The organism is Streptomyces sp. NPDC085931 (genome assembly GCF_044540565.1).
In the GTDB taxonomy this organism is placed as follows: domain Bacteria; phylum Actinomycetota; class Actinomycetes; order Streptomycetales; family Streptomycetaceae; genus Streptomyces.
The window spans coordinates 163,740-187,939 of record NZ_JBITSK010000014.1; the positions used below are offsets into that span (position 1 = coordinate 163,740).

Below are 24,200 nucleotides of genomic sequence, written 5' to 3' on the forward strand. Positions count from 1 at the left end.
CCCCTGGGCTGCGCCTGAATTCGCAGCACTGAAAGAGGTACCACAAGATTTCACCGCACTGTCCTGGTGCGGCGCGAAGTGTGACCGTTGTGTTTCACTGGAGTCGGTCGCGGCGTCGTGGAGGGGGTGCGGCGAATTGCCGGGGAATGCGAACAGCGGCGGTGGTCCAGGGAAATTGGTGACGGGACGCTATCGATTGGTCGAGAGTATCGGCCAGGGGGGAATGGGGCGGGTGTGGCGAGCCGCCGACGAAATACTCGACCGGCAGGTCGCCGTCAAGGAAATGCGGATCGACGGCCTCGACGCGGAGGACAGCCGGACGCGCCGGGAACGGACCCTGCGCGAGGCCCGGGCCACGGCCCGCATCGACCACCCCAACGTCGTACGGATCTACGACGTCGTCGACGAGGGTGAACGGCTGTGGATCGTCATGGAGTTGGTGGCGGGCCGCTCCCTGGAACGCGTCCTCGCGGAGGAGGGCCCGCTGGGCCCCTGCGAGACCGCCCGGATCGGACTCGGGCTGGTCGCGGCGCTCCGGCAGGTGCACGAACGGGGCGTGCTGCACCGGGACATCAAGCCCGGGAACGTCCTGGTGGCGAACGCGGGCCCGAGGGCCGGATCCACACGGCCCGCCACCGGCGCCCCGGCCGTCCGCTCCCGCTCGCACGCCCGGCGCGTGGTCCTCACCGACTTCGGCATCGCCGCCATCCAGGACGCCAAGGCGCTCACCATGGTCGGCATGCTGGTCGGCTCCCCCGACTACATGGCCCCCGAGCGGGTCTCCGGCCGCCCCCAGGGCCCGCCGTCCGACATCTGGTCCCTCGGCGCGACCCTCTGCGCGGCCCTCGGCGGCCGCTCTCCGTTCTCCCGCGACACCACGCTGGCGACCCTGCACGCGGTCCTCTACGAGGAGCCCGAACTGCCCACCGCGGCAGGCCCGTTGCGCGAGATCCTCACGGCCCTCCTGGAGAAGGACCCCTCGACCCGCCCGACCCTGGAGGACCTGGAAACGGCCCTGGAACCGGTCGCGTTCCCCGAGCCCACACCCACGGTGGCGGTGGGCCTGGGGGTGGGGACAGGGGCGCCGGGGGAGGGGGCGACCGAAGCGGGGGAGCACACACGGCTGCCGCCCTGTGAAACGGGGCCGGACCCGAAAACGACCCCGGGCGTGGGGACGGCCCGGGGCGTGGGGACGGCCCCGGGCTCCGAGACCGGGCCGGGCGCGGGGACGGCCCTGGGCCCCGAGACGGCTCCGGGCCCGAGCCCGATGTCGCGTCAGAGTGCGGGTCCGAGTCCGGGGCCGGTGCCGGGGTGGGGCTCGGGTGCAGTACCGGGGTGTGGCTCGGGGGTGGTGCCGGAGCGTCCCACCCCGGCACCACCCCCGACCCCGCAGGACTCCCGGCCCTCCCCTCCAGCGGACCCCCGTCGCCCCGCCCCGGCCACGCTGCCGGCGCCGTACCCCGGCCCCGACCACCTCGACCCCAACACCGCCCCCGCGAAAGCCACCGCGCACGCGCAGCCGTCCTCACTCCCGGTCCCGACCCGGTCCCCGGATCCGCCCCCCTCCGAAACGGCCGGCCCCTCCGAAGGCCACACCGCCGCCGCCCGGCCCCCCACCCCGAGCCCTGTCTCCCTGATACGGGCACACGCGAAGACCGAGCACCGCCCCCACCCCAGGCCGAAGCCGCCCTCCACCCCCCTGCCACCGGCCGAACTCCCCGGCCCGGCCACCCCCGACCGGGGTACACCCACTCCCGCCACAACCGTCCCGACCGCACCCGCCCCCCGCCCCGCCGCACGGCGCCACCGCAGGCTGTTCACCGTCGCCGCGGCCGCCGTCGCCACCGCCGGTACCGTCGTAGGGATCCTGCTGGCCACGGCCTCCACCCCGCCGGACGGCGAACCCACCCGCGCGGACTCCACGGCAACCGCCACGCGCACCGTGTCCCCCACCCCGGCACCCACCGTGGAGGGCACCGCCAGGCCGCAGAGCCTCCCGCCGGGCGCGCACCGGGAGGCGGGCGGCTTCGCCTGGGCGACTCCCGACGGCTGGCGGCGCGACGTGAAGACGGGCGCGGAGGTGCACTACACGTCCCCGGACGGCTCCCAGGAACTGGTCGGAAAGTCGTCCCTGGCCCGCGGCAGCCTCCTGGAGACCTGGCAGACCTCGGAGCGCAACGCCCGGCAGGGCGAGGACTACCGCAAGATCCGCCTGGAGGAGACGACGTTCCGCGGCCACCCCGCGGTCGTCTGGGAGTACACGTTCACCCTGAGGGGCGTCCACTGGCACGCCCGCCTGCTCGGCTTCACCGTGGAGGGGAAGTCGTACCAGGTCAACACCTGGTACGACGCGGCCGCCGAGCAGGAGGCCCTGCGCGTCTACGACAGGGTCAAGGACAGCTTCACGGTGCTCTAGGGCAGCGAAAAGGCCTGCGGCGCGTGCGCCGGAGCAACGCGCGCCGCAGGCCCTGCCGTTCGGTCACGAGACGGCGAGCGCCTCGGGGCTCAGCCGGCGGAGACCTTGTCCCGGGCCTCGGCCTCGTCGGCGGCCCGTCGCCCGCCCCGTACCTTCTCCTTCACGAAGGCGATGACGAGCACCACCGCCGCCACGAGCAGCGACAGCGAGATCGTGGTGCGCCCGTCGTGCTCGGTGTCGGTGAGCATGTAGCCGAGGATGAACACGATCAGCGCGGCCGTCGCCCACGTCAGGTACGGGTACAGCCACATCTTCACGACGAGCTTCTCCGGCGCCTCGGCCTTGATGATCTTCCGCATGCGCAGCTGCGAGAAGCAGATCACCAGCCACACGAACAGGGCGACCGCACCACTGGAGTTCACCAGGAACAGGAAGACGGAGTCCGGGAACTTGTAGTTGAAGAACACGGCGACGAACCCGAACGCGACGGACGCGAGGATCGCCGTGCGCGGCACGCCGTTGGCGGTGGTGCGGGCGAAGGACTTCGGCGCGTCCCCGCGCTGGCCGAGCGAGAAGGCCATGCGGGAGGCGGTGTAGAGGCCGGAGTTGAGACAGGACAGCACCGAGGTCAGCACGATGAAGTTCATGATCTGGCCGGCGTGCGGAATGCCGAGCGAGTCGAGCGCCGCGACGTAGGAGCCGTCCTCGGTGATGGACTTGCTGTCCCACGGCAGGAGGGCGACGACGACGAAGATCGAGCCGAGGTAGAAGACGGCCACACGCCAGATGATGCTGTTGGTCGCCTTGGTGACGGCCTGCTGCGGGTTCTCCGACTCACCGGCCGCGAGGGTCGCGATCTCACTGCCCATGAAGGAGAAGACGACGAGCAGCACACCGGTGAGGATGGCCCCGGCCCCGTTGGGCAGGAAGCCGCCGTGCTCGGTGAGGTTGCTCAGCCCGGCCTGCTCGCTGTCCACACCCGGCAGGACGCCGAACACGGCGAGTCCGCCGATGACGATGAACGCGGCGATGGCGACGACCTTGATGCCCGCGAACCAGAACTCGAACTCGCCGTAGGAGCCGACGGAGACGAGGTTGGTGGCGGTCAGCACGACCATCACGATCAGGGCCCAGGCCCACTGCGGCACGGCCGGTATCCAGCCCTCCAGGATCACGGCACCGGCGGTCGCCTCGACCGCGAGCACCACGACCCAGAAGAACCAGTACAGCCAGCCGATGGAGAACCCGGCCCAGGGGCCGAGCGCCCGGTCGGCGTGGGCGGAGAAGGAACCCGAGGTCGGGTTGGCGGCCGACATCTCACCCAGCATCCGCATCACCAGCACCACGAGCGTGCCGACGAGGGCGTAGGAGAGCAGGATGCCGGGGCCGGCGGTGGCGATGCCGGAGCTGGACCCCACGAAGAGGCCGGCGCCGATCACACCACCGATGGCGATCATCGAAAGATGCCGGTTCTTGAGTCCGGCCTGCAGCCCGGAGCCGTGCGCCCCGGGATCTCCGGGGCCCTGGGGTTCGTTTCCGGTTGTCTTCAACGTCGGCTGCGAGGTCATGGAACGGATTTCCTTTGCGCCGGGGAGTGGTACTTCCGTACGCACCGCACGCGCCGTACGAACGGGGTGTGTCGCGGCATGACGGTGTACGGGGGCTCGTACGAGCGGTGTACGAGCCGGTCCAGTGAAACGGAGGCGAACGACTAGGAGAACCTTTGAATCCAGATTGTTACTTGAGGTTTCCCTGAGCTTCCGTAATGCGGCTCACATTCCGCGCACGTTTTCCCGAGCGCCACCCCGCGCGCCTTCCCCGGAACACCCGTGTCACACTCGTGCCATGCGCGTGTACCTCGGCTCGGACCATGCCGGCTACGAACTGAAGAACCACCTCGTCGAGTGGCTGAAGGACGCGGGTCACGACCCCGTCGACTGCGGCCCGCACATCTACGACGCCCAGGACGACTACCCGCCGTTCTGCCTGCGCGCCGCGGAGCGCACGGCCGCGGACCCCGACTCCCTCGGCATCGTCATCGGCGGCTCCGGCAACGGCGAGCAGATCGCCGCGAACAAGGTGAAGGGCGTCCGCGCGGCCCTGGCCTGGAGCGAGGAGACGGCGGCTCTTGGCCGCCAGCACAACAACGCCAACGTCGTGGCCGTCGGCGCCCGCATGCACTCCCAGGACGAGGCGACCAAGTTCGTCGAGGTGTTCCTCAACACCCCGTTCTCCGGTGATGAACGTCACATCCGCCGCATCGACATGCTGGCGTCGTACGAAACGACCTCGGACCTCCCCCCGATCCCCCCGCACCACCCCCAGCAGTAATCCCCGGACGCCCGCGAGACGAAGGACGCGGCCCCGGCCCTGAGGGGTGCGGCGGACGCGGTCCCCGCCGGGGCCCGGCATGCCGTCCCTGCCTGAGCCCGGCACGCGGTCTCCGCCGGTCTCGGGGCGCGGTCTCCGCCGGGGTCCCGGGGCGCCGTCCCCGCCGAGGCCGGAAGCGGAGCCCCGGGCCAGGGTCTGCCGCGTCCGTCCCCTGTGTCAGCCGAGTCGGGCGAGCGCGCGGGCAGGCACGCGGGGGCCGGGGCGGATCCCCGCGGCCTTCCGCCCCCGGCCCTCGCGACGAGCCGTGTCGGACGGGCGGGTGGGCAGAACCGTATCGACCACAGGGAGCACCCCGTGCCCGAAGGCCACACCATCCACCGCCTCGCGCAGGACTACGCCACGGCCTTCCGCGGCACCACCCCCCAGGTCACCAGCCCCCAGGGCACGTTCGCCCCCGCCGCGACCCTCCTCACCGGCACGGAACTCACCGCCACGGACGCCCACGGCAAACACCTCTTCCTCGGCTTCCGGGCAACCGGCCGCGGCGAAACCCACTGGATCCACATCCACCTCGGCCTCTTCGGCAAGGTCACCGCCGGCCCGGCCCCCGCACCCCCGCCCACCGACACCGTCCGCCTCCGCCTCGCCGGCGACACGGCCTACGTCGACCTGCGCGGTCCCACCACCTGCGCCCTGATCACACCCCCGGAGAAGCAGGCGATACACGACCGTCTGGGCCCCGACCCCCTCCGCGACGACGCCGACCCGGACATCGCGTACCGCCGTATCGCCCGCAGCCGTACGACGATCGCCGCCCTCCTCATGGACCAGAAGGTCATCGCGGGCGTGGGAAACGTCTACCGCGCGGAGGTCCTGTTCCGGCACCGCATCGACCCGTACCGCCCCGGCAAGGACATCACGCCCACCGAGTGGCACGCGATCTGGACGGACCTCGTCGCCCTCATGCGCGAGGGCGTCCGCGACAACCGCATCGACACCGTCCGCCCGGAGCACACCCCGGAGGCGATGGGCCGCCCGCCCCGCGTGGACGACCACGGCGGCGAGGTGTACGTGTACCGCAGGGCGCAGCTGCCCTGCCACGTCTGCGGCGGCGAGATCCGCACCGCCGATCTCGCCGCCCGCAACCTCTTCTGGTGCCCGTCCTGCCAGCGTCCCTGACCCGGCGGCGGCGTCAGAACCCGTGCGGCAGCCACGGCGCCGGGCCGGCCCCGCCCGCGAATGCCAGGGATGCCTCGGCCAGCGCCCCCCGCCGTACCTCCCGCACCCGGCCCGCCGCCGCCAACGAGGCCAGCGACACGCCTCCGAGGTACGCCGCCCCCAGCTCCCGCACCGACAGCACGACATCCGCCGCATCCGTCGTCCGCTCGCAGGACGCCCCCTTCTGATCCCCGCTCAGCCGCCAACGCCCGGCGTTCCAGGGGCAGAACGCGTCCTCCACCTCGAACACCACGTCCACCGGGGTCTGATACGTCCGCGCCTCCAGCGCGGCCCCCACCTCCACCGGCCGGACGTACAGGGAGTCCCGCACCCGCGGCAGGCACCGCCGTATGTCGGACACCAGGTACTGCCACGCGTCGTCGACCGGCCGCCCCCGCGCCACCACCTTCGACGTCAGGTCGATGTCGAACAGGAAGCGCCACAGCGCCGCGTCCGCCGCCGGATCCAGCGCGGCCAGAGCCTCCACGACCACGGTCCCCTCGGGCCCGGCGGTCGCCCACTCCGGCTTGATCCGGTACCGGGCGTATCCGACGGTCTCGCCGTCCCGTTCGGCCACGACACACTGCAGCGGCGACGCCCCGCCCCGCTCGCTCTCCGGGTCGAGCACCCCGACCCGCTCCCAGCCGGGCCGGCGCGCCAGCATCCCGGGCCGCGACGGCACCAGCCGGGCGTACACCGCCTCGCACGCCTCGAGGACATCGGCCGGAGCCGCGTACCGCAGCCGTACGTCGTCCGTCCCGGGCGGCACCGACAGCCGCACCCGGCTGGTGTCGATCTCGGCGTTCACGTGGTAGGTGGCGTTGCCGTACCCGAACCGGCCGTAGATCGCCGGCTCGCTGGCCGTGAGCACCGCGAGCGGCTCACCCCACGCACGCACGTCGTCCAGCTGCCGGCGCATCATCGACGTCAGCACCCCGCGCCGGCGGTGCGTCGCGGCCACGCTCACCATCGTGACGCCCGCGGCCGGCACCGACGCCCCGCCGGGCACGGTCAGCCGGAACGAGAACGCCCCGGCCGTGCCCACGCACGCGTCCCCGTCCCATACGCCGAGCGAACGGTCGAACTCGGTCAGCGCGTTCCACAACTCCCGTTCCTCGGCGGACTCCGGCACCCCGCCGAAGCCCCGGATCAGGGTGTCGTAGAACTTGTCCCATTCGTCCCGCCGGAGCACCCGCAGGTCGGCCGCGGAGCCGGTCACGTCAGTCGCCATGCGCCATGCCTACCAGGGCGATGCGGGACGGGCGAGGGAATTTCTCCCGGGCGACGGCGGGGTGGCGCGCTGTGAAGTTCACTGTGAAGTGCGCCCTCGGACGGGGGACAAGGAGGACCTCCCGTGCCAAGGGGCTGGTCCGATGGATAGGGTCCCGAACTAATGGCATCAGGACGAGAGCGGCGCGCGGCAGCCGAGACGTTCACGGCCCGGTTGAAGAAGCAGTGGCACCGGGCCCGCGTCGGCGTGCGCCGGGCCGCCGTGGACTACTTCCGCGGCGACGGCTCGGACTGGATCGCCCTGGCCGGCCTGCTCCTGATGGTTCCGGTGATCGCGGCGGCGACGCTGGCCAACTCGGTGTGGTTCTCCCCGGCCGCGCTGGTCCTGCCCGTCGTCGTCGGCGGCCTGCTGCTGCGCCCGGCGAGCCTGCTCGGCCTGTACGCGGCCGCCGCGACGGCGCTGATCGTGGAGTCGGTGCGGCTCGGCCCCTACACGGAGGGCCCCTCGCGGGTCACTCCGGGCGTGGTGCTGGTGGTCGCGGCCTGCGGCTTCTTCGGACTGCTGCTGGCGCAGTTCCGCAGCCGGGTCGGTGTGCCCTGGCGACGCGGCGGCACCATGCTGTTCGACCTGCGCGAACGCATCCGGGTGCAGAGCAAGCTGCCCGGCCTGCCGGAGGGCTGGCACCGCGAGATGGCCCTGCGCCCGGCGGGCGGCCAGTCCTTCTCCGGCGACTTCGTGGTCGCGGCCCGCACCAACGGCGGCCGCACGCTCGAAGTCGTCCTCACCGACGTCTCCGGCAAGGGCATGGACGCCGGCTCCCGCGCGCTGCTGCTGTCCGGCGCGTTCGGCGGCCTGCTCGGCTCCCTGCCGCCGCACGCCTTCCTGCCGGCCGCCAACGGCTATCTGCTCCGCCAGGACTGGGAGGAGGGCTTCGCCACCTCCATCCACCTGGTCCTGGACCTGGACTCCGGCGACTACGAGCTCTACTCCGCGGGCCACCCGCCGGGCCTCCAGCTCAGCGCCGGCACCGGCCGCTGGGAGGAGAAGGCCGCCGAGGGCCCGCTCCTCGGGGTCTACGACGGCGCCCAGTTCGACCCGGTGAAGGGCTCGCTGCGCCCCGGCGACGTGCTGATGCTGTTCACGGACGGCCTGGTGGAGACGTCCGACCGCGACATCGTCGAGGGCATCGACCGCCTCACCGGCGAGGCCGACCGCTATGTGGCCGGCGGCTTCCACGGCGCGGCCTGGCACCTCATCGAGGCGGTCGCCAAGGACGTCAACGACGACCGGGCCCTGCTGCTGATCTGCCGCGAAGGTCCCACGGCCGCCGCCACCCGCTGACTTCCGTCGCCCGTGCGCGGCACACTGGAGCCGTGACCGAGACACCCCCAACCCCGCTGACCCCGGCCCGGATCGAGGCCATCGCCCGTGCCGCGCACGCCGGGCAGACGGACAAGGCCGGACGCCCCTACGAGGAACACTTGCGGGCCGTCGCCGAGGGCGTCCGGGCGCGCGGCGGCGATGAGGAGCAGATCGCGGCGGCCTGGCTGCACGACGCCGTCGAGGACGACGCCCTCTCGGAGCAGTGGCTGCGCGAGGCCGCGTTGAGCGACCGGACGAAGGACATCGTGCGGGCGGTCACCAAGCGGACGGGCGAGCCGCCCGAGGCGTACGCGGCGCGCATCCTCGCCACGCCCGGCGCGCTGCTGGTGAAGGAGGCGGACCTGGCGCACAACGCCGACCCGGCGCGCCTCGCGGTCCTCGACGAGGCGACCCGCACACGACTGACCGAGAAGTACGCGCGGATGCGCGCACTTCTCGGTCTGACCGGCTGAGCCGGGGAGCCGGTTCAACCGGGTGAACCGATGGAACCGGGTTGAACCGGTGGAACCGGGCGAGGGTCAGGCGTCGACCTTCTCGCGCTCCTGCTCCTGCTCCCGCTCCCGTTCGCGCCGCTCGGCGCTCTGGCGCTCGCGGGCGAGTTCGGCCGCGTCCCGCTTGAAGGCCCACTCCATCTTCGGCTCCATCGCGAACCGGAACACGCGCTGCACCGGCTTGGTGCACAGCACGGTGACGACGGCGGCGGCGAGGACGGTGACGGCGATCTCACCGGCCGGGTGGTGCAGCCAGGAGGCCTCGAACCACCCCTGGTAGTCGCCCGCCTTCACCAGGAAGCCGTGCAGCAGGTAGCCGTAGAGCGTGCCGGCGCCCAGGGCGGTGAACCACATGTGGCGGCGCGGCACCCAGGCGAAGAAGCACGCGGTCAGCACCAGGGAGCAGCCGAACAGCGCGAGGACCATCACCGGGCCGGTCCACCACGGGGCGCCCAGTTCCTGCGCGGAGTCGCGGTGGTAGAACCACGCGGTGTTCATCCGCGGCACCGCCCACCAGCTGACCGCCAGCGCCGCCGCGAACACGGGCACCGAAGCGATCCGCACCGAACGGCGGCGCACCAGGTGGAAGTGCTCGGGCTTCATCGACAGGCCCAGCACGAAGAACGGCAGGAACTGCAGGACGCGCTGGAGGTCGAGGTCGTCACCGATCGAGGGGCTGACGGTCGCCAGCATGGCGAGACCGAGCGCGAGCGGCAGCGGCCAGCGGGCCAGCTTCCAGATGGGGGTGGTGAGCCGCCAGACGAACAGCGCGACCAGGAACCAGGTCAGGTACCAGGGGTCGAGGAGGCTGATGTCCTGGCCCGGGTCGTCGTCGATCCAGCGCTTGAAGAGCGGGTAGGCCGTCTCGAAGACGATGTACGGCACGGCGACGCCGGTGATCAGGCGCTTCAGCCGGTCCGGCCGCATGTCGAAACTGCGGGAGAAGTAGCCGGAGATGATGATGAACGCCGGCATGTGGAACGCGTAGACGACCTGGTACGCGGCCTCGAGTATGCGGCTGTCGCCCTTGAGCGGTTCCCAGGCGTGGCCCATGGCCACCAGCACGATCGCGAGGTACTTGGCGTTGTCGAAGAACGCGTCGCGCTGCTTGCCGTTCTGCTTCTTCTGCGGGCGGTGCGGCGAGCGCGGGCTCGGCACTCCGTCGGCCGGTGACCGGGCCGGGGGAAGTGGCGCCTTGCGGTCGCCGTTCGGTCGCAGCGAGTTCGTCACAGACCCTCCCACCAGGAGCTCGGGGAGACGATCCGGGACCTCGCTGCGCTTACGGGGGACGAGGCAGCGTGGAACATCTGAGGCACCCTAGCGTTCCCTGCGGCTATTCGTAAAACGCCGGATGTGAATCCTGGCTATTCGCTCCGGGTACCCCGGATTACGGGTAGTTGACGTCGCCATCCGAGTGATGGCCGACACATCGCCCGATGACGGATCGTGTACACCGACTGGGCCGTGCTTGTCAGGATACGTCCGGACTAAGCGGTGCATAAGACCAGCAGGGGACTCTGGCGGAATGTCCGCTTCGGGGCCCTTCAGGGGCGGCTCGCCGGGGTGTTGGTGAGGCCCCGGCAACAATTCGAATTAATGGCGAACGCGTTGTGTGGAGACGGAAACGATACGGCCGAATTCCCCGCACGGGTGGCGCCTCGAAATGCCGTACGAGCACCCGTCGTTGAGCCCTCGTCCAGAGGCGGCGTGCGCGCGTGCGGGCAACACGGAGGCGGTCGATGCGTCAGCCGCCGCATAGCCGGGCCGGGTTGGTGGCACGATGGTTCTGGCGGGGTGCGCGGGGTCGCGTCCCCGGGCCGGGAGAGCGGACCGACCGAGGGTGTGATCAGTTGTGGCCATTTCACTGTCTGTGGTGCTGCTGTTGGCGATCATCCTTGTGGTGTTGCTGAGAGGGGGATCCATCAAGGCAGGTCCCGCGATCGTGGCGATCCTCTTCGGCTTCTTCCTCGCCTCGACCGGCATGGCCCCGTCGATCAACCGGTTCCTCAACTCGATAGCGGAGACCATCAACTCCATCAGCTTCTGACCCCCGGGACGGCCCCCCGCCACCCGGGCCCCGCGCCGCGGACCCCCGGCGCGCACGGATACGCTCACCCCGACCACAGGACGGTACGTGACGGGGGGAACGTACGGGGATGGCGCTGCGCGACTCCGACCCGCCCGAGGTGGGCGGCTACCGCATCGAGGACTGCCTCGGTTCCGGCGGCATGGGGGTGGTCTACCTCGCCCGCTCGGCCTCCGGCCGGCGCCTGGCGATCAAGGTGGTGCACGGCCAGTACGCCGACGACGACGAGTTCCGCACCCGCTTCCGCCGCGAGGTGGCCGCCGCCCGCCGGGTCAGCGGCGCCTTCACGGCCCCCGTCGTGGACGCGGACGCCGACGCGCCCCGCCCCTGGATGGCCACCCTCTACATACCGGGCGCGGACCTCGGCACCCACGTCCGCCGGCACGGCCCGCTCCCGCTGCCCCGGCTGCGCGAACTCGCCGCCGGACTCGCCGAGGCGCTGCGCGACATCCACCGCGCCGGAGTCGTCCACCGCGACCTGAAACCGGCCAACGTGATGCTCGCCGACGACGGCCCCCGGGTCATCGACTTCGGCATCTCCCGCGCCGCCGAGTTCGCCGCCTCCGACGCCCTCACCCAGACCGGCCGCGTCATGGGCACACCGCCCTTCATGTCCCCGGAGCAGTTCGCCTCGCCCCAGGACGTCGGCCCGGCCGCCGACATCTTCTCCCTCGGCTCGGTCCTCACCTTCGCGGCCACCCGCCGCGGCCCCTTCGACAGCCCGAGCCCCTACCAGACGGCCCTGCGCGTCGTCGAGGGCGAGCCGGACCTCTCCGGCGTCCCGGCCGAACTGCTCCCCGTCGTCCGCCTCTGCCTGGAGAAGCACCAGAAGTCCCGCCCCACCGCGGACGACCTGTTCGCCCTCCTCCGCGAGGACGCACCCCCCACCACCGCCCCGCCCCACCACGCGCCGGACACCCGCCCGTCCGACCCCCCGCCGACCCCCCGGCCGGACCCGCCCTCGACCGGCCGGGACACCGCCCCGCGCCGCCGCGTCCCGCGCCGGCTGCTGCTCCTGCCGGCGGCGGTCGTCGCCGTCCTCACCGCCGTGGTCGCCGGCGCCCTCACCATGACCCGCGACGGGAACCCCACCTCCTCCGCCGGCGACCTCCCCGCGGGCTGGAAGCCCTGGGCCACCACCGCACCGGCCCCGGCGGGCAGCGAGCGCGTCCTGGGCGGCCCCGACAGCACCCTCACCGGCTGCGCCGCCCTGGACGCGTCCCTGGTGTGCGCCGGCGCCGACCTGATGGCGACCCGCTTCGCCCTCGCCGACGGACGCACCACCTGGTCCCGTCCCGTCGACCCCACACCGGAGGGCGGTTCCGGCGACGAGGGCGCCCTCATCGGCACCGGGCGCGGCCGCGTCTACGCCTACGACGCCGACGACCGCAACGCCCCTGACGGCCCCCGCACCACCTACCGGGTCCACGCCCTGGCCCCCGGCACCGGCAAGGTGCTGTGGCGGACACGCACCGGCACCGGAGAGGGCGCCTCCGTCCCCGACAGCACCCAGGGCGCGGCGGTGGCGGTCCCCGAGGGCGTCGTCACCTTCTACGGGGACCAGGGCGACCAGTACGCCCTGCTCGACGCCGGTACCGGCGACGTCCGCTGGAGACGGCCGAAGCCGGACCGCAAGGACTGCCTGCTGCGCGCGGCCGGCGGCCGCGCCTACCTCGTCTGCGTGACCCCCACCGACGAGGGGGAGACCGGCCGCACCACCGTCACGCGCATCGACCCCGCCGGCGGGAAGGCCCGCTGGACCGTCGAGGTCGAGGGCACCGCGTACCTGCTCGGCCAGCACGACGGGCGCCTGGTCCTCGCGGACACCCTCGACACCGACCGCCCGCTGACCCTGATCGACGTCTCCTCGCACGTGCTCACCGCGCGCCGCCTCACCCGGCCCCGGCCCGCGGACGCCGACGCGCACCTGGTGCGCGGCACGCTCTACTTCACGCAGGCCAGCGGCGGCATCCGCGCGGTGTCGCCGGACACCGGCCGGACCCTGTGGGAGGCGAACTCCTCCGTGGAGCGGCCCGGCCCCCCGGCCGCCTCCGCCACCCACGTGTACCTGGCGTCCCCCAGCGGCCGCCTCGCCGCCCTGAACGCGCGCACCGGCAGACCGGAGGGCACCCGCCCCGGCCGCGACGACGGCGGCCGCGTCGACAGCGTGTTCGTCACCGGAGGCGCCCGCCCCGTCCTCGTCGGCGACGCCCTGTACGTCCCCTACGGCGTCCGCTCTGTCTACACGGTCGACGCGCGCGCCCTCACCACCCGCTGAGCGGCATCCGGCCCGGGGGACACCTCGGCCCGGGAAACACCTCGGGCCCGGTTCCGAGAACCGGGCCCGAGGCCGAAGAGCGGGCGACGGGAATCGAACCCGCGTAGCTAGTTTGGAAGACTAGGGCTCTACCATTGAGCTACGCCCGCACAGCACGCGCCGCAGGTCGGAGCGACCGCGGCACTGAAGGCATGGTAGCGGGTCGGGCCCGCCCCGTGCACACCGCGTTTCCGGCCGCCGCCGACGCGGCGGCGGCCCGTGGAAATACGGCGGCCGCACCGCCTGGCGGCATGTACCCTACGTGTCGCACCAGACGGGGTGTGGCGCAGCTTGGTAGCGCGTCCGCTTTGGGAGCGGAAGGCCGTGGGTTCAAATCCCGCCACCCCGACCAGCCACCCGATCACCTCGGGTGATCGCCCTCCGGCCACCGGGGGTGATCATCTCCCGATCGCTCGCGTGATCGCCTTTTGGGCGGTGTAGTCGCTGCCGTTACTATGCAAGCTGCACGCCCGTGTGTCTCATCGTCTGAAGTCCTCCGGGCGGCGAAATCCGCCGGGCCGTTCTGGCCCCGGCAGAAACCAAGAAGTCAGCCACAAGGAGACCGAACCGTGAAGAGCGCCGTGGAGACCCTGAACCCGACTCGGGTTCGGCTCACTGTCGAGGTGCCCTTCGAGGAGCTCAAGGACAGCCTCGACGCGGCGTACAAGAAGATCAACCAGCAGGTCACGGTGAAGGGCTTCCGCAAGGGCAAGGTCCCGGCCCGGGTCATCGACCAGCGGTTCGGCCGCGGTGCGGTGCTGGAGGAGGCCGTCAACGACGCGCTTCCGAAGTTCTACACCGACGCGGTCAACGAGGCCGAGCTCAGCCCGCTGGGCCAGCCCGAGGTCGACATCACGGAGCTGAAGGACGGCGAGACGCTGAACTTCACCGCCGAGGTCGACATCCGCCCCGCCATCGAGATCCCGGACTACTCCGGCATCGAGGTCGAGGTCGACGCGGTCGAGGTCACCGACGAGGACGTCGACAAGGCCGTCGAGGAGCTGCGCGAGCGCTTCGCCTCCACCAGCCCGGTCGAGCGTGCCGCCGAGGACGGCGACGTCGTGACGATCGACCTGGAGGCCAAGGTCGACGGCGAGGTCCTGGAGGACGGCGTCGCCAACGGCGTCTCCTACACCATCGGCTCCGGCGAGCTGCTGGACGGCATCGACGACGCCGTGAAGGGCCTGGAGGCCGGTGGCGAGGCCACCTTCACCTCCGAGCTCAAGGGCGGCTCCGCCGCCGGCAAGGAGGCCGAGGTCACCGTCAAGGTCACCCAGGTCGCCAAGCGTGAACTGCCCGAGCTGGACGACGAGTTCGCGCAGCTCGCCTCCGAGTTCGACACCCTCGAGGAGCTGCGCGCCGACAGCCGCAAGCGCCTGGAGAACATGAAGCAGTACGACCAGGCCACGCAGGCCCAGGAGCGCGTCCTGGAGAAGCTGCTGGAGCTGGTCGAGGTGCCCGTCCCCGAGAAGCTGCTCGAGGACGAGATCAACACCCGCAAGCACAACCTGGAGCACCACCAGCTCGGCCAGATGGGCCTCGACCTCGCGAAGTACCTGGAGATCCAGGGCAAGACCGAGGAGGAGTTCGAGACCGAGACCCGTGAGGCCGCGGTCAAGGGCATCAAGACCCAGTTCGTCCTGGACGAGCTGGTCAAGCAGGAGAAGCTGAACGTCAACCAGGAGGAGCTCACCGAGCACCTCATGCGCCGCGCGGCCTCCTCCGGCATGTCCCCCGACCAGTTCGCCCAGGCGGTCGTCGAGGGCGGCCAGGTTCCGCTGCTGGTCGGCGAGGTCGCCCGCGGCAAGGCCCTGGCCGTCGTGGTCGAGAAGGCCACGGTCAAGGACACCAACGGCGAGATCATCGACCTCGACGACGAAGAGGACGAGACCGAGTCCGCCGAGGCCGCGGCCGAGGAGACCCCGGCCGAGTCCGCCGAGGAGAAGACCGAGGGCTGAGCCCCGGCACCGGTGAGTTCGTGAGAAGGCCCTGGGGCACGCCCCAGGGCCTTCTCGCTCCCCGCGAGGAGCAGCTCACCTCAGGGGCGCGGGGAACTGCGCGACAAGCCCCCACGCGCCCGCAGCCGCCCACGGCCCCGAAGCCCCCCGGCGAGACGGCACGGCCCCACCGGCGGAGCCCACCGCGCTACGCCCCCGGCGAACACTCCCATCTCCGGGATTCCCCGAAGGGACCCGCGCGTTAGGGTCCATGAATACCAGGGCAGTGGAGTCTCCGATACGGCTCCCGCCCCGCAGGGAACACGTGAGACGGCCCGGCGCCGTCGTAAGACGAGCAGGTGGATACGTGACGAATCTGATGCCTTCAGCCGCCGGCGAGCCTTCCATCGGTGGTGGCCTCGGCGACCAGGTCTACAACCGGCTGCTCAACGAGCGGATCATCTTCCTCGGCCAGCCGGTCGACGACGACATCGCGAACAAGATCACCGCACAGCTGCTGCTCCTTGCCTCGGACCCCGACAAGGACATCTACCTCTACATCAACAGCCCGGGCGGTTCGATCACGGCCGGCATGGCGATCTACGACACCATGCAGTACATCAAGAACGACGTGGTGACGATCGCCATGGGTCTCGCGGCGTCCATGGGCCAGTTCCTGCTCAGCGCGGGCACCCCCGGCAAGCGCTTCGCGCTGCCGAACGCCGAGATCCTGATCCACCAGCCCTCCGCCGGTCTCGCCGGCTCCGCGTCGGACATCAAGATCCACGCCGAGCGGCTGCTGCACACCAAGAAGCGCATGGCCGAGCTCACCGCCCAGCACACGGGCCAGACGGTCGAGCAGATCACCCGCGACTCGGACCGCGACCGCTGGTTCGACGCCTTCGAGGCCAAGGAGTACGGCCTCATCGACGACGTGATCGCCACGGCCGCCGGTATGCCGGGCGGCGGCGGCACCGGGGCCTGAGCGGTCCCACGCGGCTCCACGAGCCCCGTAGGACCCCGCCCGGGCCCCGTGAAGCCCCGGGACGCCCCAGCAGCCCCAGCCGACCGCCTCAGCCCCTTTCAGGAGACACCGTGAACGCATTCCCCGGCAGTGGGATCTACGACCGTATGCAGGCCGTGCAGGACATGAGCGGCTCGCAGGGCCGCTACACCGGCCCGCAGGCCGAGTCCCGCTACGTCATCCCGCGCTTCGTCGAGCGCACCTCCCAGGGCATTCGCGAGTACGACCCGTACGCGAAGCTCTTCGAGGAGCGCGTGATCTTCCTCGGCGTCCAGATCGACGACGCCTCCGCCAACGACGTCATGGCGCAGCTGCTGTGCCTGGAGTCGATGGACCCCGACCGGGACATCTCGGTCTACATCAACAGCCCCGGCGGCTCCTTCACGGCGCTCACGGCGATCTACGACACGATGCAGTACGTCAAGCCGGACATCCAGACGGTCTGCATGGGCCAGGCGGCCTCCGCCGCGGCCGTGCTGCTGGCCGCCGGCACGCCCGGCAAGCGCATGGCCCTGCCGAACGCGCGCGTGCTGATCCACCAGCCGTACAGCGAGACGGGCCGCGGCCAGGTGTCCGACCTGGAGATCGCCGCCAACGAGATCCTGCGGATGCGCACGCAGCTGGAGGAGATGCTGGCCAAGCACTCCACCCAGGCGATCGACAAGATCCGCGAGGACATCGAGCGCGACAAGATCCTCACGGCCGAGGACGCGCTGAACTACGGGCTGATCGACCAGATCATCACCACCCGGAAGATGGACAACTCGTCCCTGCGCTGAGGCGCGAGGCTGTAACGTCTGCCGCCCCTTGGCACGGTTTGGCTCGGTTCACGTCAAAGCGAACCGCGCCAAGGGGGGCCCGGACGGGGGGCCCGGCAAGGTACCGTCGGACATAAGGCAGCACCAGGAGTCCGCTGGACGTCGACGTCCAGGAGTCTCCCAGGCGAAGGGGAAGCACACCGTGGCACGCATCGGTGACGGCGGCGATCTGCTCAAGTGCTCGTTCTGCGGCAAGAGCCAGAAGCAGGTCAAGAAGCTCATCGCAGGGCCCGGTGTCTACATCTGCGACGAGTGCATCGATCTCTGCAACGAGATCATCGAGGAAGAGCTGGCGGAGACCAGCGAGGTCCGCTGGGAGGAACTCCCGAAGCCGCGCGAGATCTACGAGTTCCTCGAGGGCTACGTGGTGGGCCAGGAGGCCGCCAAGAAGGCCCTGTCCGTGGCGGTGTACAACCACTACAAGCGCGTCCAGGCCGGTGAGAACGGCGGGGCGAACGGCCGCGACGACGCCATCGAGTTGGCGAAGTCCAACATCCTCCTGCTCGGGCCCACGGGCTCCGGCAAGACCCTGCTCGCGCAGACCCTGGCGCGCATGCTGAACGTCCCGTTCGCGATCGCCGACGCCACGGCCCTGACGGAGGCCGGCTACGTCGGCGAGGACGTCGAGAACATCCTGCTGAAGCTGATCCAGGCCGCCGACTACGACGTCAAGAAGGCCGAGACCGGCATCATCTACATCGACGAGATCGACAAGGTCGCGAGGAAGAGTGAAAACCCCTCCATCACGCGCGACGTCTCGGGTGAGGGTGTCCAGCAGGCCCTGCTGAAGATCCTGGAGGGCACGACGGCGTCGGTCCCGCCGCAGGGCGGCCGCAAACACCCGCACCAGGAGTTCATCCAGATCGACACGACGAACGTGCTGTTCATCGTGGGCGGCGCCTTCGCCGGCCTGGAGAAGATCATCGAGTCGCGGGCCGGCGCCAAGGGCATCGGCTTCGGCGCGCAGATCCGCTCCAAGCGCGAGATGGAGTCCAAGGACCAGTTCCAGGAGGTCATGCCGGAGGACCTGGTCAAGTTCGGGATGATCCCCGAGTTCATCGGCCGTCTCCCGGTCATCACCTCGGTCCACAACCTCGACCGCGAGGCGCTGCTCCAGATCCTCGTCGAGCCGCGCAACGCCCTCGTCAAGCAGTACCAGCGCCTGTTCGAACTGGACGGCGTGGAGCTGGACTTCGAGCGCGAGGCGCTGGAGGCCATCGCCGACCAGGCCATCCTCCGCCAGACCGGCGCGCGCGGCCTGCGCGCCATCATGGAGGAAGTCCTGCAGGGCGTGATGTACGAGGTCCCGTCCCGCAAGGACGTGGCCCGGGTCGTCATCACGGCGGACGTCGTCCAGTCGAACGTCAACCCGACGCTGATCCCGCGCGACGCGCGCGGCCGGGGGCCGGGCGAGCAGAAGACGGCGTGAGCCGGCAGACGTGACAAGCCGGCAGACGTGACGAGCCGGTAGACGTGACGAAGGGCCCCGGTCGCCGACCGGGGCCCTTCGTCATGCCCGTGTAGCGCGTGGCGGTCAGGCCTTGACGCGGATCTCCGGCCGGAGCTTGGTGGTGATGTCGATCGCGACGTCCTTGGAGACGTTCCCGCTGACCTCACCCGGCGACACCAGCACGATCGTGCTGTAGTCGGACCAGGCGCAGAACCAGTCGGTCTTCGCCTTCTTGGTCGCCGGGTCCTGCCCCTTGGCGGCCTGGCACTTCATGACCGCGCCGTCGAGGTCGGCCTCCTCCGGCTCGCCGATCAGCTCGGTCTTGCTGCCGCTGCTGCCGGACGAGCCCTTCTCCGCCGACTTCTTGAAGTTGGCGAAGAAGCTGTCCAGCGTCGCCTCGGGGTCCGAGATCTCGCCGTACAGCCCGACGAACGTGATGCCCTTGGCCGTTGCCATCTGGGCGGCCGAGGACGGGTCGGTCGGGTCGTAGTTGCTCAGGTCCGCGGTGGAGTAGGTGCCCACCACCGACGTGCCGTTCTTGACGCCGCTCTTCTCCAGCTCCTCGGTGGAGTCGTCGCCGGCCGTCTGCCCGTCCTTGCTGAAGCGCTTGTACTCGCTCAGCACCTTCGCCGGGGTCGCCAGCTTGTGCGGCCCGTCGTCCTCGACGGCCCCCGCGCCGCCGCCCGTGCCGAGCACGAAGTACGCGCCCACGCCGATCGCCGCCACGACGGCGACCGCGCCGAGGATGATGCCCGTCTTCTTCTTGCCGCCGCCCGGGGCGGGGGGCTGAGGCACGCCGTAGGGGGCCTGGCCGTAGGGCGGCTGCTGGCCGTACGGGGGCTGCTGGCCGTAGGGAGCCTGCTGCGGGACGCCCTGCGGGGGCGCTTGCGGGTAGCCGTAGCCGGGCTGGGGCGGAGGGGCCTGCTGGGGGTAGCCGTAGCCGGGCTGGGGCGCCTGCGGCTGCTGGCCGTACGGACCCGGCTGGCCGTACGGTCCGGGCTGCTGGGGCTGCCCGCCGTACGGGCCCGGCTGGTTGTAACTCATGTCCTGGGTTCCCCTCCAGATGCTTATGTCTTTCCGACATCCTGGCGCAGACCCGCCGTGTGCATGGCATCGGGGGCCGCACCGTTACAAGACAAACGCGTTTCGGGACGGGGTCGTGACACCTCTAAACTGACCCCCGTGACCGAGAACGCTCAGCAGCAGCCACCAGCGCCCAGCACCGACCTGCCGACCCAGTACGCGCCGGCCGACGTGGAGGGGCCGCTGTACGAGCGCTGGGTAGAGCGGGGTTACTTCGAGGCGGACGCCAAGAGCGACAAGCCTCCGTACACCATCGTCATCCCGCCGCCGAACGTCACGGGCAGCCTGCACCTGGGGCACGCCTTCGAGCACACCCTCATCGACGCCCTGACCCGCCGCAAGCGCATGCAGGGCTACGAGACGCTGTGGCAGCCGGGCATGGACCACGCCGGCATCGCCACGCAGAACGTCGTCGAGCGCGAGCTCGGCAAGGAGGGCAAGTCCCGCCACGACCTGGGCCGTGAGGCCTTCGTCGAGCGGGTCTGGCAGTGGAAGGGCGAGTCCGGCGGCCAGATCAGCGGCCAGATGCGGCGGTTGGGCGACGGCGTCGCCTGGTCGCGCGAGCGCTTCACGATGGACGAGGGCCTCTCCCAGGCCGTCCAGACCATCTTCAAGCGCCTCTACGACGACGAGCTGATCTACCGCGCCGAGCGCATCATCAACTGGTGCCCCCGCTGTCTGACGGCCATCTCGGACATCGAGGTCGAGTACCAGGACGACGACGGCGAGCTCGTCTCCATGAAGTACGGCGACGGGGACGAGACCATCGTCGTCGCCACCACCCGCGCCGAGACGATGCTCGGTGACACGGCCGTCGCCGTCCACCCCGAGGACGAGCGCTACAAGCACCTGGTCGGCAAGCTGGTCAAGCTGCCGCTGACCGACCGCTCCATCCCGGTCGTCGCGGACGAGCACGTCGACCCCGAGTTCGGCACGGGTGCCGTCAAGGTCACCCCGGCGCACGACCCGAACGACTTCGAGATCGGCCAGCGCCACGACCTGCCGGCCATCACGATCATGGACGAGCACGCGGTCATCACCGCCCACGGCCCCTTCCAGGGCCTGGACCGGCTGGAGGCCCGCTCGGCGATCGTCGCCGCGCTGCGCGCCGAGGGCCGGATCGTCGCCGAGAAGCGGCCCTACGTCCACTCCGTCGGCCACTGCTCGCGCTGCAAGACCACCATCGAGCCGCGCCTGTCCATGCAGTGGTGGGTCAAGGTCGGCCCGCTGGCCAAGGCGGCCGGTGACGCCGTCCGCGACGGCCGGGTCAAGATCCACCCGCAGGAGATGGAGAAGCGCTACTTCGACTGGGTCGACAACCTCCACGACTGGTGCATCTCGCGCCAGCTGTGGTGGGGCCACCGCATCCCGGTCTGGTACGGCCCCGACGGCGAGGTCGTCTGCGTCGGACCCGACGAGGAGCCGCCGAGCGGCGAGGGCTGGCGCCAGGACACCGACGTCCTCGACACCTGGTTCTCCTCCGGCCTGTGGCCGTTCTCCACGCTCGGCTGGCCCGAGCAGACCGAGTCGCTCGCGAAGTTCTACCCGAACTCCGTCCTGGTCACCGGCTACGACATCCTCTTCTTCTGGGTCGCCCGGATGATGATGTTCGGCCTGTACGCGATGGACGGCACCCCGCCGTTCCACACCATCGCCCTGCACGGCATGGTCCGCGACCAGTTCGGCAAGAAGATGTCGAAGTCCTTCGGGAACGCGGTCAACCCGCTGGACTGGATGGACAAGTACGGCTCCGACGCCCTGCGCTTCACGCTGGCCCGCGGCGCCAACCCGGGCGTCGACGTGCCGATCGGCGAGGACTGGGTCCAGGGCTCGCGCAACTTCGCCAACAAGATCTGGAACGCCACGCGCTTCGCGCTGATGAACGGCGCCACGGTCGAGGGCCCGCTGCCCGAGCCGTCGAAGCTGTCCTCGACGGACCGCTGGATCCTCTCCCGCCTGAACTCGGTCGTCGCCGAGGTCGACGCGTACTACGACGACTACCAGTTCGCCAAGCTGTCCGACGCCCTGTTCCACTTCGCGTGGGACGAGGTCTTCGACTGGTACGTCGAGCTGTCCAAGACGACGTTCCAGGCGGGCGGCGAGGCGGCCGAGGTCAGCAAGCGCGTTCTCGGCGAGGTCCTCGACGTCACGCTGAAGCTGCTGCACCCGGTGGTCCCGTTCGTCACCGAGACGCTGTGGACGACGCTGACCGGCGGCGAGTCGGTCGTCATCGCCGAGTGGCCGAAGGACAGCGGCTTCCGGGACGCCGACGCCGAGCGCGAGATCGCCTCGCTCCAGTCGGTCATCACCGAGGTCCGCCGCTTCCGCGCCGACCAGGGCCTCCAGCCGGGCCAGCGGGTCCCGGCCCGGCTCAGCCTGGACGGCACGCCGTTCGCGCCCCACGAGGCGGCCATCCGCCAGCTGCTCCGTCTCCAGCCGGAGGGCGACGGCTTCACGGCCACGGCGACCCTCCCGGTCGCCGGTGCCGAGGTCGCGCTCGACCTCTCCGGCACGATCGACGTGGCGGCCGAGCGCAAGCGCCTGGCGAAGGACCTCGCCGCCGCCGAGAAGGAGAAGGCGCAGGCGAGCGCCAAGCTCGGCAACGAGGCCTTCCTGGCGAAGGCCCCCGACCACGTCGTGGACAAGATCCGCACCCGCCTCGCCAAGGCGGAGGAGGACATCGCCCGCATCCAGGCCCAGCTGGAGCGCCTGCCGCAGGCGTAAGGGTTCGTACGGTCGTGGATGCCCCGGTGCTGCTCGGCGCCGGGGCATCCACGCACTCCAGGGGCGCGGGGAACTGCGCGACCAGCCACACACGACCCGCCCGCACACGACGACACAAACCACCCCCGACCTCTGTCACCCCAGCTCCGTAGACTGGCCCCGTGAGCGAGCTCCCTCCAGACCCCAGCGCCGACGACCAGCCCGACCCCCTCACCGCCTTCGACGAGATCATCGCGGAGGAGACCACCCGCGACCCCGACCTCGCCGTCATCGAGGCCGGCAGCCGGACCCTGCGCACCCAGGGCGGCCCCCCGGAGGCCGACATCCCGGCCCGGCCCGCCGATCCCGAGGTCGACAAGGCCCTGCGCGAAGTCGAGGCGGAGCTGGCCACCCGCTGGGGCGAGACCAAGCTGGAGCCCTCGGTCGCCCGTATCGCCGCCCTGATGGACGTGCTCGGGGAGCCGCAGCGGTCGTACCCGTCGATCCACATCACCGGCACCAACGGCAAGACGTCCACGGCCCGCATGATCGAGGCCCTGCTGAACGCCTTCGAGCTGCGCACCGGCCGCTACACCTCGCCGCACGTGCAGTCGATCACCGAGCGCATCAGCCTGGACGGGGCGCCCATCTCGCCCGAGCGGTTCATCGAGACGTACCGGGACATCAAGCCGTACGTGGAGATGGTCGACGCCTCGCAGGACTACCGGCTGTCGTTCTTCGAGGTGCTCACGGCCATGGCGTACGCGGCCTTCGCGGACGCCCCGGTGGACGTGGCCGTCGTCGAGGTCGGCATGGGCGGCTCCTGGGACGCGACGAACGTGATCGACGGGGACGTCGCCGTCGTCACGCCCATCGACCTCGACCACACCGACCGGCTCGGCACCACGCACGCCGCGATCGCCACGGAGAAGGCCGGCATCGTCAAGCAGGACGCCACCGTCATCCTGGCGCAGCAGCCGGTCGAGGCGGCGCAGGTGCTGCTGAAGAAGGCCGTCGAGGTGGACGCGACGGTGGCCCGGGAGGGCCTGGAGTTCGGTGTGGTGGACCGGCAGGTGGCCGTCGGCGGGCAGCTGCTGACCCTGCGCGGGCTGGGCGGCGAGTACCGGGAGGTGTACCTGCCGCTGCACGGCGCGCACCAGGCGCACAACGCGGCCGTGGCGCTCGCCGCGGTGGAGGCGTTCTTCGGCGTCGGCGCGCAGCGGCCCGACCCGCTGGACGTGGACACGGTCCGCAAGGCGTTCGCCGCCGTGGCCTCGCCGGGCCGGCTGGAGGTCGTGCGGCGCTCCCCGACGGTCGTGCTGGACGCCGCCCACAACCCGGCCGGAGCCCGGGCCGCGGCCGAGGCGATCGGGGAGGCGTTCCAGTTCAGCCGCCTCATCGGCGTGGTCGGCGCGAGCGGCGACAAGAACGTGCGGGAGCTGCTGGAGGCCTTCGAGCCGGTGTTCGCCGAGGTCGTCGTCACGCAGAACTCCAGCCATCGCGCGATGGACGCCGACGAGCTGGCGGGCATCGCCGTGGAGGTGTTCGGCGAGGAGCGGGTCCAGGTCGAGCCGCGGCTGCCCGACGCGCTGGAGGCCGCCATCACGCTGGCCGAGGAGGAGGGCGAGTTCGCGGGCGGCGGTGTGCTCGTCACCGGTTCGGTCATCACCGTCGGCGAGGCCCGACTGCTCCTGGGGAGGGGCTGACAACCC

At 71.2% G+C, this 24,200-nt stretch carries 17 protein-coding genes and 2 tRNA genes; 14 read left to right on the plus strand and 5 right to left on the minus strand.

Annotated elements, in window-relative coordinates; genetic code table 11:
- The first annotated feature begins 178 nt into the window (after positions 1 to 178).
- The gene (locus ACIGAN_RS27500; RefSeq protein ID WP_399861614.1) at positions 179 to 2,416 is read left to right on the plus strand and encodes a serine/threonine-protein kinase; all 2,238 of its coding nucleotides are present in this window, start codon (positions 179 to 181) and stop codon (positions 2,414 to 2,416) included.
- Positions 2,417 to 2,505: 89 nt separating this feature from the next.
- Here the strand turns inward: ACIGAN_RS27500 and ACIGAN_RS27505 are convergent, their stop codons facing one another.
- Positions 2,506 to 3,984 (minus strand): amino acid permease, encoded by a 1,479-nt coding sequence (locus ACIGAN_RS27505; RefSeq protein ID WP_399861617.1) that lies wholly within the window; start codon positions 3,982 to 3,984, stop codon positions 2,506 to 2,508.
- A gap of 277 nt (positions 3,985 to 4,261) precedes the next feature.
- Here ACIGAN_RS27505 and ACIGAN_RS27510 point away from each other — a divergent pair, with 277 nt between their 5' ends.
- Together ACIGAN_RS27510 and ACIGAN_RS27515 are read left to right on the plus strand one after the other, a co-directional pair.
- On the plus strand, positions 4,262 to 4,747 hold the full coding sequence (locus ACIGAN_RS27510) for a ribose-5-phosphate isomerase (protein ID WP_365736915.1): 486 nt from the start codon (positions 4,262 to 4,264) through the stop codon (positions 4,745 to 4,747).
- Between the two features lie 354 nt (positions 4,748 to 5,101).
- Positions 5,102 to 5,926, plus strand: coding sequence for an Fpg/Nei family DNA glycosylase (locus tag ACIGAN_RS27515; RefSeq protein ID WP_399861619.1), 825 nt, complete (start codon positions 5,102 to 5,104; stop codon positions 5,924 to 5,926).
- Positions 5,927 to 5,939: 13 nt separating this feature from the next.
- Here the strand turns inward: ACIGAN_RS27515 and ACIGAN_RS27520 are convergent, their stop codons facing one another.
- On the minus strand, positions 5,940 to 7,196 hold the full coding sequence (locus tag ACIGAN_RS27520; protein WP_399861621.1) for a GNAT family N-acetyltransferase: 1,257 nt from the start codon (positions 7,194 to 7,196) through the stop codon (positions 5,940 to 5,942).
- 162 nt (positions 7,197 to 7,358) lie between these two features.
- Between ACIGAN_RS27520 and ACIGAN_RS27525 the strand changes: the two genes are divergently transcribed.
- Both ACIGAN_RS27525 and ACIGAN_RS27530 read left to right on the plus strand, forming a co-directional pair.
- A complete protein-coding gene (locus ACIGAN_RS27525) occupies positions 7,359 to 8,537 on the plus strand; it encodes a PP2C family protein-serine/threonine phosphatase (protein WP_365087889.1) in 1,179 nt (392 codons plus the stop codon).
- Between the two features lie 32 nt (positions 8,538 to 8,569).
- Positions 8,570 to 9,031, plus strand: coding sequence for an HD domain-containing protein (locus ACIGAN_RS27530; RefSeq protein ID WP_365087890.1), 462 nt, complete (start codon positions 8,570 to 8,572; stop codon positions 9,029 to 9,031).
- 66 nt (positions 9,032 to 9,097) lie between these two features.
- Here ACIGAN_RS27530 and ACIGAN_RS27535 read toward each other — a convergent pair whose 3' ends face one another.
- A complete protein-coding gene (locus tag ACIGAN_RS27535; protein ID WP_399861624.1) occupies positions 9,098 to 10,300 on the minus strand; it encodes an acyltransferase family protein in 1,203 nt (400 codons plus the stop codon).
- Positions 10,301 to 10,922: 622 nt separating this feature from the next.
- Here ACIGAN_RS27535 and ACIGAN_RS27540 point away from each other — a divergent pair.
- Together ACIGAN_RS27540 and ACIGAN_RS27545 are read left to right on the plus strand one after the other, a co-directional pair.
- Positions 10,923 to 11,117, plus strand: a complete 195-nt coding sequence (locus ACIGAN_RS27540) for a hypothetical protein (protein WP_010041885.1) — start codon at positions 10,923 to 10,925, stop codon at positions 11,115 to 11,117.
- A gap of 109 nt (positions 11,118 to 11,226) precedes the next feature.
- Positions 11,227 to 13,434, plus strand: a complete 2,208-nt coding sequence (locus ACIGAN_RS27545) for a serine/threonine-protein kinase (protein WP_399861627.1) — start codon at positions 11,227 to 11,229, stop codon at positions 13,432 to 13,434.
- Positions 13,435 to 13,512: 78 nt separating this feature from the next.
- Here ACIGAN_RS27545 and ACIGAN_RS27550 read toward each other — a convergent pair.
- Positions 13,513 to 13,583, minus strand: a tRNA-Gly gene (locus ACIGAN_RS27550).
- Positions 13,584 to 13,748: 165 nt separating this feature from the next.
- Between ACIGAN_RS27550 and ACIGAN_RS27555 the strand changes: the two genes are divergently transcribed.
- The 5 genes from ACIGAN_RS27555 (at position 13,749) to clpX (ending at position 18,681) form a co-directional block, all read left to right on the plus strand.
- Positions 13,749 to 13,825, plus strand: a tRNA-Pro gene (locus ACIGAN_RS27555).
- Between the two features lie 217 nt (positions 13,826 to 14,042).
- Positions 14,043 to 15,431 (plus strand): trigger factor, encoded by a 1,389-nt coding sequence (tig, locus tag ACIGAN_RS27560; RefSeq protein ID WP_399861630.1) that lies wholly within the window; start codon positions 14,043 to 14,045, stop codon positions 15,429 to 15,431.
- 358 nt (positions 15,432 to 15,789) lie between these two features.
- Positions 15,790 to 16,395, plus strand: a complete 606-nt coding sequence (locus ACIGAN_RS27565; protein WP_031114129.1) for an ATP-dependent Clp protease proteolytic subunit — start codon at positions 15,790 to 15,792, stop codon at positions 16,393 to 16,395.
- A 110-nt stretch (positions 16,396 to 16,505) separates the two neighbouring features.
- Complete coding sequence (locus ACIGAN_RS27570; RefSeq protein WP_094055471.1) at positions 16,506 to 17,213, plus strand: ATP-dependent Clp protease proteolytic subunit; 708 nt, start codon at positions 16,506 to 16,508, stop codon at positions 17,211 to 17,213.
- Positions 17,214 to 17,394: 181 nt separating this feature from the next.
- Complete coding sequence (gene clpX / locus ACIGAN_RS27575; protein ID WP_010041898.1) at positions 17,395 to 18,681, plus strand: ATP-dependent Clp protease ATP-binding subunit ClpX; 1,287 nt, start codon at positions 17,395 to 17,397, stop codon at positions 18,679 to 18,681.
- 105 nt (positions 18,682 to 18,786) lie between these two features.
- Here clpX and ACIGAN_RS27580 read toward each other — a convergent pair whose 3' ends face one another.
- Positions 18,787 to 19,746, minus strand: a complete 960-nt coding sequence (locus ACIGAN_RS27580; RefSeq protein ID WP_399861633.1) for a hypothetical protein — start codon at positions 19,744 to 19,746, stop codon at positions 18,787 to 18,789.
- Between the two features lie 138 nt (positions 19,747 to 19,884).
- Between ACIGAN_RS27580 and ACIGAN_RS27585 the strand changes: the two genes are divergently transcribed.
- Positions 19,885 to 22,509: a valine--tRNA ligase gene (locus tag ACIGAN_RS27585; RefSeq protein ID WP_365736900.1), complete on the plus strand. Its 2,625-nt coding sequence runs from the start codon at positions 19,885 to 19,887 to the stop codon at positions 22,507 to 22,509.
- Between the two features lie 161 nt (positions 22,510 to 22,670).
- Positions 22,671 to 24,194, plus strand: coding sequence for a bifunctional tetrahydrofolate synthase/dihydrofolate synthase (locus ACIGAN_RS27590; RefSeq protein WP_399861635.1), 1,524 nt, complete (start codon positions 22,671 to 22,673; stop codon positions 24,192 to 24,194).
- Positions 24,195 to 24,200 lie beyond the last annotated feature (6 nt).